The following is an 11,697-nucleotide window of genomic DNA, read 5'->3' on the forward strand; positions in this document are numbered from 1 at the left end:
TAGAGTCGATTACATTGAAAATGCTCTAGCAGAGGGTCAGACTTTTGCTCACTAATCAAATCCGCCATTAACACGGCTGTTGCTGGTGCCAAAAGAATGCCATTGCGGTAGTGACCCGTCGCCAGAGTAAGATTTTCGCAATCACTCGCGCCGAGAATGGGTAATTCATCGGGTGTTGTCGGTCGAAATCCCCACCAGCACTCTTGTATCGGCCAATCCTGCAATTCCGGGTATAAACGTATTGCTTGTGCCAGCAGGGTTTGAATTCCTTTGGGAGTGTTGTAAGGCGCAAAGCCGACATCCTCAACCGTTGCCCCGATTAGAATCCGCCCGTCTCGACGCGGCACGATATAAGTGTCGGAACCGTAGAGTACCCGCTGTAACGGTAAAGACTGACGCTGGTCTTGGGGCACCTGCACCGATAACATCTGCCCTTTTTTGGGACGGATTGGCAGAGGCAACAACTGACTCGACCAGGAACCCGTTGCCAGGACGTAATGGTCGGCTTGAAATTCACCCGCAGAGGTTCTCACCTCACGAACCCGGCAATTTTGCTGTTCTATGGCTTCAACGTCAATCCCTTCGCGGAGATTAACACCTAATTCTTGGGCAGCCAAACGCAAGGCTTGAGCGAGTTCCCGGTTATCCACCTGTCCATCTTCGGGATACCACCACCCCCCCACGACATCGGCACCCAAACCGGGCTGATACAAATGAATGGCATCTCGGTCTAACCATTGACTGGCCTTGCCTTGAAAATCTGTTGGCTGTTCATACACGGGTGCTAAAATCCCGCTAGGCCAGTAGCCTGTCGTCACACCGGTTAGCTGTTCAAGTTTGCGAATCCATTCAGGATACAGCGATCGCGATCGCAGGCATAAATCCAACATGGGACTTTGGGGAATGCCTTCGGCAAAAGGAGCCAACATCCCTGCGGCTGCTAGAGTAGACCCTTGTTTGAAATCACGGGTCACAACGGTTACTGTTGCACCCCGCAACTTGAGTTCGACGGCGATCGCTAAACCGATAACGCCGCCGCCGATAATGAGAATGTCACTTGCTGCGTTCATTATGAAAAATCTAGACGCGCCTCGGGCACGCCTACACAGTTGTTCGTTACTGCCTTAAACCTAGAAACAAACAACTCAAAACTCAAGCTTTTTACTTTACCATAGTGCAGGCAACCCTTGGTTACTGCCTGATTGCCCAGTCCCCGTGTTGGTTGCTTCGGGATTTAAATTATCATCCGGTGACTGTGAGTTTGTCTGAGTACTGTTTTGGGCTTGCCTAGCTGGCTGAGAAGCTCGTTGCACCTGCGTTCGCGTACCGCCTTGGTTTTGTGTTGCTTCTGGAGAATCACCGGCTTGATTTGCACTTTGATTCCGACCCAGGAAGGGAACTCTATTACAGCCTGTTACTGTGCCAACAAGAGCAGTAACAACTACTACCCTGATCATTAATCCAATAAATTTGTTCATAACCTGGGTCTAATCACAAATACTACAAGCCGTCAATCGAAAGAAGCTATCAAAACTAATCAGTTAATAGTTACTTTTTCTCCGCTTTTTTAGGCATGGCTGCGACTCCAGACTTCAGATTACCAGCCTTGGTGCTAAATTACTAGCAGATGGGCGTGCAGGGTCAGTAAGACCCTCAATCCGTCGTTTTGAAAGAAAAAGCCGGAGCGATAAGTCGCAGACGCAGCCAAAATAACCGAGCAACCCTATAGTTAGAGAACCAACACCCAGAAGCGTATCAAGCACACTCTACCAAAGTGCGGGTACTGGTTCGTCAGTGTTGGATGGTGGTGGTGGCGGATTCGTCGCGTCTGGATTGGTCGTCGCATCCGGTGCTTGTGCAGTTGTCTGAGCACTATTGAGAGCCTGTGTAGTTCTATTAGGCTGACTGGCACCTAAAGTCCTTGTCTGTTTAGCGGGTTGGACGACTGTACGCTGTTGAGGTGTTTCTAATCGGTTTGCACTCTGATTTCGCCCCAGGAAGGGAAAGCGCCAACCAATAGCTGCTCCTGCCAGCGCGGCAACGGCAACCGCCATGATAATTACTCCAATAAATCTGTTCATACCTGGGTTAAAAACAACTCCGTATGTCCGTCAATTAGAAAACATATCAAAACTAACATTTATTTTTTTGAAGTTCCGTACTATGATTTTTTTCTTTGAACTTCTTTAAGAACATGGCGAGTTCAGAGCCTGTTTCCCTATCTCTGCCTTCAGCTGCGACAGATGCGATCGCACTGGGGCAGCCGAACTTTAGCCCATCACTTCCCCATGAGCCTGTCCTCTGGTGAAGCCCCAGGAATCACCCAATAGCTCTAAAAGGCTTACAAATTACACAAGCACATCTACCAAAGGGGTGGTTTGACGGAGGTGTCTGATGGTTCTTGTTGCGTGTCTGTTGCCCCTGACGATGAAGACGATGAAGTCGTGTTTGGTGCTTGCGCCAATCCTTGCGGTGGGTTTCGCTGATTACGGGATTGCGCCTGTCCTAATTTGCGAGATTGAACATTTGTTTGCCGAGTTCCTAGTGTCTGGTTACTCTCATTTCGTCCTCCCGTGAAGGGAAATTGCCAGCCAAGCGCTGCTCCTATTAGAGCGGCGATCGCCGCTACCATGATAATTAACCCGATAAATCTGTTCATACCTGAGTTAAAACAAAGAATAGTCCGTCTATCTATCTACAAGATTGACACTCCAACGGCTTAAAGCGCGTTGGATTCTTGGTTCACAGACTCGCCGTTAAACGACTGGATTGCTCCAACCGCCCAAGAGAGCAAATCTCCCCAAGCGTAAGTTCCGCTATGTCCTAGCGTACTGAGCGCTAATTTCAGGATGTTGATGGCGGCGTTCACGTCCCTATCTTCAATGAACCCACAATGTGGACAGACATGGGTTCTTGTTGATAGGGACTTTTTCACTTTCTGACTGGTGTTATGGGGCGGTACGGCAATCGTTACCTTCCCATACTTAAAGCCAAAATATTCTAACCACTGACGGAACGTTGACCAACCAGCGTCACTGATAGATTTAGCCAGATGTCGATTCTTTACCAGCCCTTGAACATTTAAGTCTTCATAGGCTACCAAGTCGTTAGATTGGATGACGGAATACGCAACTCGCTTGCAGTATTCTTTTCGTTGCCTGCTTACTCTTAAATGCTTCCGAGCATATCGTTGTCTCGCTTTGTGATAGTTTTTTGACTGCGGTTTAGCGCCCTTTACGAACTTCTTACAGTTGTCATAAAACCGAGCAATTGCCGCCCAAGCACGTTCAGCCGCAGCTTGTCTAGCCATTGAGTTGAGTTCGTCAGCAAAGGAAAATTCTGCTGCTAACACAGCGCAATATTTATTGAGGTCATATTTTCCCATTTTTTCGTTATCCATCCAATACCTTAAGCATTTAATTTTGGACGAATTGAGATGTGCGAATAGCCTCATCAATCGCTCTGTATTGAGCGTCTTTTGCTTTGATTTTGAACTCGAAAATTATCATGGCACCGACCTAACCACCACAGTTATTATGCTAAATGTACTTCGCATAACTTGCTTATTAAGTTTCGTAACTTGTGTACTTCGGGATTGGTCTGCATAGGGACGGAGCAGACCCGCTTTATATCCCACAAATAAGGATGTGGGATATAAGGCGTTTCTATAATCCCAACCAATAGCAATTAGTTGGTACTCTCCAACGGCTGAAAGCACATTCGATATCTTGGCTCAATCAACCGTAGGAAGGCTTTCAAAATGTAGCTTCGAGCGTGATTTTCCGAAAGTGACACAAGAGCGTTAAGGTAAATATTTCTGCACGACCTGCCAACCCGTCAATGAAACCCAGGTAAATCCTACCAACAGCGCAATATTTGTCCCAACATGAACGGCACGCGCCCAATCCCGTTCTGTACTAATCAGGGTCGCACTGCCTGCTGAAAGTACAACCAGAAATACCACAGACAATCCAGCGATTAAGTGTCCTGAGTGCCCTAAAGTACCGAAATGACCCAGGGTGCCCACAATTCCGATCGCTAGCAGCAGCAAGACCAAACCCACCATCACCCAACCGATTATCAGGTGTAAAGACCCCAACCAACGGGGTTGTGGACGATGAGATTGGCGTCCAGAGTATAGAGCAAACCCAGTGACACTCAGCAGAAAATAGGCTAGGAGGGACAAACCCATTGACCAAGCCGCTATTTTCCAAAGCCAGATAAACGAAGGCAGATTCACACAATAAGCCCCCGAAGGGGTGGGGAGAGCGTTCTCCTCCCATCATAAAAGTAAGGGGTTGCCGTATTTGGCAACCCTTTTCTCAATCTGACTCTAGGAAAGCGACTCTAGCCGAGAGTCGCGAAAGTTAAAGTTTCTTTGGTTAATCGAATCTTATTATTGACGACTTCCACCGATTGCTTCGGCGTGGTAGGTTCTACAAAGGGTTTTGCTATGGGTGGTTCTAAAGCATTGTCATCTTCATCTACACGTAAGCGATCGCAAGGAATCGTATCTGAAAGGATTGCACTGGCCATCATGCCGGAGTGAATCTCCAGTTGAGCTTTGCCTAGGGCTTGAAACACTAGGCGCTGTCCTGGAAACACAACACGCTCAAAATACCAGTTGGGAATGTTTGTTATACGGGCGATCTGTATATGGCTAGTGGCATTCACATAGCAGCAGAGAATGTGTTGATTTTCGTTATCAGATGGGAGAGGATCAAGAATCTGAGCCATAACTGCCAGTGGATTAAAGAGTTCAGCTTGTTATTACATCCCTCAAGTTAGCACCTGCGATCCCCACTGGCTGTAAACCCTACTACCAATCACGTCTTCTAGGGGCTAGCAATTTAGGAATCCGGTGATTAATCCTCTGGATTGTGCTTTTTTCGCGCCTTCCTGGGCAAAAGTTTCAAAATTCAAGAAAGAACGAACTTTTTAGCCCACTGTATCTAAGCCAGCGGTCTGATTACTCTTGCTTTTGTCGTTTTTTCTTCTTTCAAAAAAAATACCACACAGTTGAGAGAAGTCGGTAATCTTGTTAAAGTTAAGTTATATGAACAATCTTTTCAGAATTAGAGTTACTACTCCCTCACCAAGCAGAGGGAGCTGGAAACGCCTGACCCAGCGTCAGCCGAGAGCCAGCTTGCTCAGGGTGGATGTAACCTGGACGCTTAAAGTGGGAGAACAACTCAAAACGCTCTCATTAAGCCAATACGATGCTCATCTGCTCTGAGGGTTACTCAAGGATTTATGTTTTGAGCCAGTGACTTATAAAAAACAACATCTGTAACACGAAGTTAACAATGCCACAGAAAATCCTCTATGTTCGCCTTCCCTGTAATCCAATCTTTCCGATTGGTGTGGTCTACTTAGCCGATCACGTCCACAAGTTGTTTCCAGAGGTTGAGCAGCGCATCTTTGACTTGGGAACTGTACCTCCCCTAGATTTTGCCAGTGCCCTTGATACCTGCGTGGACGAATTTCAACCGACACTGTTGGTGTTCTCCTGGCGTGATATTCAAATTTATGCGCCCGTGGGAGGTCGAGGCGGCAACCCCCTGCAAAACGCCTTCGAGTTCTACTATGCCCGCAACCCCTTCGTAAAGCTCAGGGGAGCTTTGGGGGGTCTGCGTCTAGCAGCTTCTTACTACACGGAACTCTGGCGCAACCTCGGTTTGATTAAGCAAGGCGTTAAACGTGCCCAAAAATACAATCCAGAGGCGCGTGCTATTGTGGGCGGGGGGGCGGTCAGTGTGTTTTATGAACAACTGGAAAATAAGCTTCCAAGTGGAACGATTGTTTCGGTGGGTGAAGGAGAAGCTTTACTAGAGAAACTTCTCAGGAATCAAGGGTTTCAGAATGAGCGCTGTTATGTGGTTGGGCAGACAAAACCGCGCGATCGCTTAATTCACGAGCAACCCGCTCCCCTGGAAAAAACGGCTTGCAATTACGACTACATCCAGCAAATCTGGCCTAGCTTCGATTATTACCTGCAAGAAAACGACTTCTATATAGGTGTGCAAACAAAGCGAGGTTGCCCGCACAATTGCTGCTATTGCGTCTATACAGTCGTGGAAGGGAAACAGGTACGGATCAACCCAGCGGATGAAGTAGTGGCTGAGATGCGCCAGCTTTATGAGCGCGGCGTCCGTAACTTCTGGTTTACCGATGCTCAGTTCATCCCAGCGCGGCGGTTTATGGATGATGCCGTGGAACTCTTGCAGAGAATTATCGACTCCGGCATGACGGATATTCATTGGGCCGCTTATATTCGGGCAGACAATCTGACGCCCCAACTGTGCGAGCTGATGGTAAAGACCGGCATGAATTACTTTGAAATTGGTATCACCAGTGGCTCTCAAGAACTAGTCAGGAAGATGCGGATGGGTTACAATCTGCGCACCGTCTTACAAAACTGCCGTGATTTGAAAGCGGCTGGCTTTAATGACCTGGTTTCTGTCAATTACTCCTTTAATGTAATCGATGAACGACCAGAAACCATTCGTCAGACGATTGCGTATCACCGAGAGTTAGAGCGAATATTTGGCGCGGATAAAGTGGAACCCGCTATCTTCTTCATTGGGTTACAGCCCCACACTCACTTAGAAGAGTATGCTTTTGAAAATAACATTCTCAATCGAGACTATGACCCAATGAGTTTAATGCCTTGGACAGCGAAAAAACTGCTGTGGAATCCAGAACCTTTAGGCTCATTCTTTGGGGAAGTCTGTCTCCAAGCATGGCGGGTCAACCCCAATGACTTTGGTCGCGAGGTGATGAAGATTTTGGAAGAACGGTTCGGTTGTGCCGATTTAGAGGAAGCACTCACGGCTCCCATTGAACCGAAGCAGGCACACCAGAAACAATTGGTAGCTCTCACGAGTTAAAGCTAGAAAGGTTGAAGGTTGAAGGTTGGTGTGTCTTGGCGTAAACTTCCAATTTGCTAACATTCAACTACATCGCTAACTAACCTTCAACCTCCAACTCACTAACGTTCAACCTTCAACTTGCTAACATTCAACTTTTCTATCCATGCTGGAAGGGTCAATTTTACAAAAGTTAGAAGCAGCCCATCGAGGAAGTAAAAGACCTCTGAACTTTGGGGTTTATTACAAAAATACCCTGGTTGCTCTGTGCCATGCTCTGGAAGACTTCATTCTGGAGTCTGGCGGTACGCCTCTGATGATTACGGCTTTCCAGCGAGGTAAGTGGTATTTGAAAGAGGCAGAGCGTTATGGAGATTTAGCGGATAAGGCGTCTCATGTGGTGATTATGGCGACAGCCGATGCAGGCTTTGCCGAACACCCAACGAGCCAACGCTCGAATGTGGCGCTGGTGAATCTGACCCCGGATGATCCCGTGGCTCAAGAGTGGCATCTGATGATTCTGTCGGAGACGTACTCTGCTATGGTGCTATGTCAAGAGTTATCGTCAACGGATTACGGTCCGACCGGAGTACCAGAGAATGACCTTGAACGCAAGTTCTATGGATTTTGGACGTTTGAAGCCGAACTGGTGCAGGAGACAATGGAGCTAGCGATCGCTCATATCGGTCATTACGCTCCAGACTTGCAGCAAGCCTTGAAAAGGCAAATACAGACAATTACAGCCGCCTATGGTACCAAACCGCGAGATGATATTGGGATAGTGGTGACCCGTGTGGTGGATTATCTTCAACATAGTCAAGAAGATGTCTCTCACATTGGGGAAAGTGAACTGTTTGCCGCGCCGATTCATGAGCAGGAATTGGATGAAAACCTTGTATCTAGCGAGATGCAGGCATTTTTGCGGATGGCACAGCTGATCGACCAAGCCAATGCGGCCAATCCCTTGGCAGCGGCTGAGATAGCCGCAATGGCAGAGGCAATGGGACAGTTGTTGGATTTACCGTCCTGGCAACTGAAGCGTCTGCGTCTGGCGGGGTTGCTGCATGGGTTAGGTTCGTCCTTGATGACAGCTGTTCATTCCCAGGAAGAAGCTCCCAGTTGCTCTTTAACTTCGGCAGTGCAAGCATTACGAGTGATGCCCCGCATGAGAGCGATCGCCCAAATCATCACCCATCAAACCGAGTGGTGGGATGGTACTGGTACGCCAGCCGGGTTAGCTTATGATGCCATTCCCTTAGAGTCGAGAATTCTAGGATTGGTGGCTCACTTTCAGTGGCATGTTAGACAGCTACGGATGTCATCCGAAGGAGAACAGACAACGCCAAATCTCGAAGAGATCTTATCCAAAGCGTTGATGGAATGTCAGCGCCGAGCAGGCGAAGCCTTTGACCCTAAACTGGTTGAAGCTCTCGCTTTACTGGTGATGGGAATGCAACAAGGCATGAGTTTGCAGGTCAATCAACCTAAAATTGCAGCAGGGATGTGGTTGCTCGATTCCCATCCGAATGAAGAGTTGATAGCTAGCAAGTTGAAGGTTGAAGATTAGAACATTCAACTTGCCACCGTCCAAGGTTCAATGTTTATCTAGGTCAACCTAATTTTTTTGAGTTAAGTGATGGAGATAGAAGCAATTCGCTCTGGGAAACTCAAGCAACTACCAGGAGTCGATTTAGAAGAGGAAGATCTTTCTAACAGTCAACTGGAGCGTATTAACTTGGCTGGGGCGACACTGGCGGGAGCCAATTTCTCTGGCTCCAATCTCAATGGTGCCCGTTTAGATGGCGCTAACTTGGTTGGAGCCAAACTCGCCACCGCCGATTTACGAGCCAATTTCCTCGGTGCCAACTTGATGCAAGCCGATTTGAGCAGTGCAGATTTGCGGGGTAGCAATCTCCGAGGTGCCAACTTAATGGGCGCAAAGCTTCCGAAGGCGACTTTGGCAGGCGCATTTTTGAGTGGTGCCAACCTGATGGGAGTCAACTTGCAAGGCGTTGATTTACGCGGTGCCGATCTCAGAGGTGCGAATCTCAACAGTGCCAATCTCAAAGGGGCGGATTTGTCTCAAGCGGATTTACAAGGAGCTAGCTTGAGTAATGCCAATTTGGAAGAGACAGACTTGCGAGGTGCAAATCTGGCAGGTGCGAACTTTACAGAGGCCAATCTCCTGTGTGCGGAATTAGAGGGAGCTAACTTGGAGGGCGTTAATTTAGCAGAAGCGTGTTTAATTGGCACATCTCATGCAAAAGTCACGCCGCCCTTGGAACAGGTGAAAATCCCCTTGAGGCTCACTGAAATCGAGCATACTTCTATCAAAGATGTCACACCAGAATAAGGCAGAGGGCAGAAGGCAGAAGAACTAAAAATCTTCATGTCTTCTGGTGTACGCCGTTCATACCAGTAAGAATCATTCTGTCCTCTGCCCTCTGCGTTCTGTTTTCAAAGCCCGGATGTGGGTAAACTTCCAGATATTGCGATCGCTAACAACAGGGTGGCTTTTGTCCAATCAGGTGTAAAGGTCTTTTTGGCAACTACACTAGCTTGAAAATAGGAGTCAGGAGTCAGAATTCAGGAGTCAGGAGGGTGTAATTTGCATCATGCACATTGTGAGCAAGCGTTTATGGTGTCTGTCTGGAAAAATATCGAGAATGGCTTTTTCCCAACCCTCGACAACGCTATTGGGGCAGCCAATAACAGTGAGATGGGTGTTAATCACGCGACTGGCGAGGACGGCTGAGAGAGTTTTGCCTGCACCTGTGCCTGACTAGTTACTACTCGTTTCTTGTCGCGTACCTGAACGGCGGCGAGTCGCTGCATGAGGTTGGGTTCTGGCACGAGCATTTAAATTATTAATCAGAATAAAACCAGTGTTCTTTTAACTTTTTAATTCCCGAATAGGGAACACTAGATTTGTCCTTATCTGATTTGTAGTAGATAAAATCGCGACTTCCATCTCCGAACCCTATTGTGCTATGAGTGAATACAATTTCAACTTTCCCTGGCTCTCTATCTACTCTGATTTCTCCCTTCCTTGAAAGACCTTTATACTTGGGAGGAAGTTGAATTATTTCTCTAGAATTACCTTCTTCACTTCCCCAATTTTTCTTACCTGCTAATTGACCGGACTGAATCATTAAAACTATTTTCTCTCGCTGTCTGACATAAGAGTTGAAGTTATTAATAGGATTCAGTTGATATGAAGTATGAGTTATGCCAACTATCAAGATAATAAAAGTGAATAAATTTATCCCATAGGGAAAAATGGCAATTGTCTCTCCCTTCCCAAGCTTTTTGATTCTCTTAATCAGATTTACAATTAAAGCAAGATTGATTGATATTATACCAATTAGAGGTATTAATAGAAAAGCCAAATCCAACCAAGACAGAGGTTCAGTGATTTTCCAAAAAGGAAATACATAATTAACTAATAATAAATTAATCCCCAATATGAAACTCGATAAAAAGTAAAATCGAGAACTGGTATTATCCATAGATGCAACCCAAAACGCAATCAATAAAAAGCTCGCACATCCTCATCTTAGTCCCCCTTTTTAAGGGGGGTTGGGGGGATCAACTCTTTGACTACCCAAACAAAAAACGATCGCACTTTCATTTGGGTAAAGTGCGATCGCTTCATAGTCTACACTCGACTAAGCCTCAACCAGAAACACAGCCAAAACTAGCCTTGTGCTTTCTCGACTTCAGCCACCATCAATAGGGTCTTCATCACCGAGTCAGGATTCAAACTCATCGAATCAATTCCCAACTCAACTAAGAACTTGGCAAACTCAGGATAATCGCTTGGAGCCTGACCACAAATCCCAATCTTGCGATTATTCTTCTTCGCTATTGCCGCAACCCACGATCGCCGGGATTCCCATTTCACGCGCAATAATGGCTGCGTGGCAGGTGCGTCCGCCTTGGTTAGTGACGATCGCACTCGCTCGCCTCATAATGGGTTCCCAGTCGGGGTCAGTCTTATTCGTTACTAAGACTTCACCGGGTTCAAACTCGTCGATTTTGTGGACATCGAGAATGACTTTAGCTTTGCCCTGACCGATCATTTCCCCAACAGCACGGCCGGTAATCAGCACTTCGGAGGTTCCCCTGAGCTGATAACTTCTCAGAACACTGGCTGATTTCTGGGATTGTACAGTTTCCGGACGAGCTTGGACGATGTAAAGTTCACCCGTGAGTCCGTCTTTTGCCCACTCAATATCCATCGGAGTGTATTGACCCCGAACGTCGGAATAGTGGTCTTCAATAATACAAGCCCAACGGGCAAGCTGGAGAATCTCCTGATCATTGAGGGCATATTTCCGCTGTTCAGACTCCGGCACTGACACGTTCTTCGTCAGCTTCGTGCCGCCAATGTCATAAACCATTTTGATTTCTTTGCTGCCCAAGCGTTTCTCCAAAATCGGGCGATAGCCTTGTTTGAGAGTGGGCTTGAACACAAAGTATTCATCCGGGTTCACAGCACCTTGAACCACATTTTCCCCTAAACCGTAGGCAGCCGTTACTAATGCTGCATTCTTAAAGCCGGTTTCGGTATCGATGGAGAACATCACACCAGAGGTTGCTAAGTCGGAACGCACCATCTTTTGCACACCGACGGAAAGAGCAACATTAAAGTGATCGAACCCCTTAACAGTGCGATAGGAAATGGCGCGATCGGTAAAGATCGAGGCAAAGCACCGATGACAGGAGTCTATAACATCTTGAACACCGTAGACGTTGAGGTAGGTTTCCTGCTGACCAGCAAAACTGGCATCCGGTAAGTCTTCCGCCGTCGCACTGGAACGAACAG

The 11,697-nt window shown here is 47.2% G+C and carries 13 protein-coding genes and 2 pseudogenes; 4 read left to right on the forward strand and 11 right to left on the reverse strand.

The features are described from left to right. From thiO to V6C93_RS21050, 7 genes and pseudogenes are all read right to left on the reverse strand, one after another. Positions 1-1,070: glycine oxidase ThiO (gene thiO / locus V6C93_RS21020; protein WP_333478629.1), on the reverse strand; the 1,070-nt coding region annotated here is incomplete at its 3' end. A 96-nt stretch (positions 1,071-1,166) separates the two neighbouring features. Further along, positions 1,167-1,478, reverse strand: a complete 312-nt coding sequence (locus V6C93_RS21025; RefSeq protein ID WP_333478630.1) for a hypothetical protein — start codon at positions 1,476-1,478, stop codon at positions 1,167-1,169. Between the two features lie 288 nt (positions 1,479-1,766). After that, complete coding sequence (locus V6C93_RS21030) at positions 1,767-2,054, reverse strand: hypothetical protein (RefSeq protein ID WP_333478631.1); 288 nt, start codon at positions 2,052-2,054, stop codon at positions 1,767-1,769. Between the two features lie 308 nt (positions 2,055-2,362). Next, on the reverse strand, positions 2,363-2,659 hold the full coding sequence (locus V6C93_RS21035) for a hypothetical protein (protein ID WP_333478632.1): 297 nt from the start codon (positions 2,657-2,659) through the stop codon (positions 2,363-2,365). A 60-nt stretch (positions 2,660-2,719) separates the two neighbouring features. Continuing rightward, positions 2,720-3,509: pseudogene (locus V6C93_RS21040) on the reverse strand (RNA-guided endonuclease InsQ/TnpB family protein). Positions 3,510-3,802: 293 nt separating this feature from the next. Then, positions 3,803-4,240 carry a DUF4079 domain-containing protein gene (locus V6C93_RS21045; RefSeq protein WP_333478633.1) on the reverse strand — a complete coding sequence of 146 codons (438 nt, stop codon included), beginning with the start codon at positions 4,238-4,240 and terminating at the stop codon, positions 3,803-3,805. Between the two features lie 107 nt (positions 4,241-4,347). Beyond that, positions 4,348-4,737, reverse strand: coding sequence for a DUF1830 domain-containing protein (locus V6C93_RS21050; protein WP_333478634.1), 390 nt, complete (start codon positions 4,735-4,737; stop codon positions 4,348-4,350). A 569-nt stretch (positions 4,738-5,306) separates the two neighbouring features. On the opposite strand from V6C93_RS21050, the gene V6C93_RS21055 reads away from it, so the two are divergent. The 4 genes from V6C93_RS21055 to V6C93_RS21070 all read left to right on the forward strand — a co-directional run bounded on the left by V6C93_RS21055 (position 5,307) and on the right by V6C93_RS21070 (position 9,624). Continuing rightward, positions 5,307-6,890, forward strand: a complete 1,584-nt coding sequence (locus V6C93_RS21055) for a photosystem II high light acclimation radical SAM protein (protein WP_333478635.1) — start codon at positions 5,307-5,309, stop codon at positions 6,888-6,890. 145 nt (positions 6,891-7,035) lie between these two features. Beyond that, entirely contained in the window at positions 7,036-8,436 is a 1,401-nt protein-coding gene (locus V6C93_RS21060) for a DICT sensory domain-containing protein (protein ID WP_333478636.1), read from the forward strand. A 69-nt stretch (positions 8,437-8,505) separates the two neighbouring features. Then, positions 8,506-9,222: a pentapeptide repeat-containing protein gene (locus tag V6C93_RS21065; protein ID WP_333478637.1), complete on the forward strand. Its 717-nt coding sequence runs from the start codon at positions 8,506-8,508 to the stop codon at positions 9,220-9,222. A gap of 255 nt (positions 9,223-9,477) precedes the next feature. Next, positions 9,478-9,624, forward strand: coding sequence for a hypothetical protein (locus V6C93_RS21070; RefSeq protein ID WP_333478638.1), 147 nt, complete (start codon positions 9,478-9,480; stop codon positions 9,622-9,624). Here V6C93_RS21070 and V6C93_RS21075 read toward each other — a convergent pair. The 4 genes and pseudogenes from V6C93_RS21075 to V6C93_RS21090 all read right to left on the reverse strand — a co-directional run. After that, positions 9,600-9,722: a hypothetical protein gene (locus V6C93_RS21075; RefSeq protein ID WP_333478639.1), complete on the reverse strand. Its 123-nt coding sequence runs from the start codon at positions 9,720-9,722 to the stop codon at positions 9,600-9,602. The genes V6C93_RS21070 and V6C93_RS21075 overlap by 25 nt on opposite strands. Before the next feature lie 14 nt (positions 9,723-9,736). Next, a complete protein-coding gene (locus V6C93_RS21080) occupies positions 9,737-10,378 on the reverse strand; it encodes a hypothetical protein (protein WP_333478640.1) in 642 nt (213 codons plus the stop codon). A 188-nt stretch (positions 10,379-10,566) separates the two neighbouring features. Continuing rightward, on the reverse strand, positions 10,567-10,827 hold the full coding sequence (locus V6C93_RS21085) for a putative PEP-binding protein (protein WP_349262784.1): 261 nt from the start codon (positions 10,825-10,827) through the stop codon (positions 10,567-10,569). After that, positions 10,727-11,697, reverse strand: a pseudogene (locus V6C93_RS21090) (PEP/pyruvate-binding domain-containing protein); the annotation flags it as partial. The gene V6C93_RS21085 and the pseudogene V6C93_RS21090, both read right to left, overlap by 101 nt.

This window comes from Allocoleopsis sp. (assembly GCF_036703385.1).
Taxonomy (GTDB): Bacteria; Cyanobacteriota; Cyanobacteriia; order Cyanobacteriales; family Coleofasciculaceae; genus Allocoleopsis.

What these genes read in the sequence shown, in the direction of transcription:
- V6C93_RS21025 (WP_333478630.1), bottom strand. Translation starts at nt 1,478, where the DNA reads ATGAACAAATTTATTGGATTAATGATCAGGGTAGTAGTTGTTACTGCT.
- V6C93_RS21030 (WP_333478631.1), bottom strand. Translation starts at nt 2,054, where the DNA reads ATGGCGGTTGCCGTTGCCGCGCTGGCAGGAGCAGCTATTGGTTGGCGC.
- V6C93_RS21035 (WP_333478632.1), bottom strand. Translation starts at nt 2,659, where the DNA reads ATGAACAGATTTATCGGGTTAATTATCATGGTAGCGGCGATCGCCGCT.
- V6C93_RS21050 (WP_333478634.1), bottom strand. Translation starts at nt 4,737, where the DNA reads ATGGCTCAGATTCTTGATCCTCTCCCATCTGATAACGAAAATCAACAC.
- V6C93_RS21055 (WP_333478635.1), top strand. Translation starts at nt 5,307, where the DNA reads ATGCCACAGAAAATCCTCTATGTTCGCCTTCCCTGTAATCCAATCTTT.
- V6C93_RS21060 (WP_333478636.1), top strand. Translation starts at nt 7,036, where the DNA reads ATGCTGGAAGGGTCAATTTTACAAAAGTTAGAAGCAGCCCATCGAGGA.
- V6C93_RS21065 (WP_333478637.1), top strand. Translation starts at nt 8,506, where the DNA reads ATGGAGATAGAAGCAATTCGCTCTGGGAAACTCAAGCAACTACCAGGA.
- V6C93_RS21080 (WP_333478640.1), bottom strand. Translation starts at nt 10,378, where the DNA reads ATGGATAATACCAGTTCTCGATTTTACTTTTTATCGAGTTTCATATTG.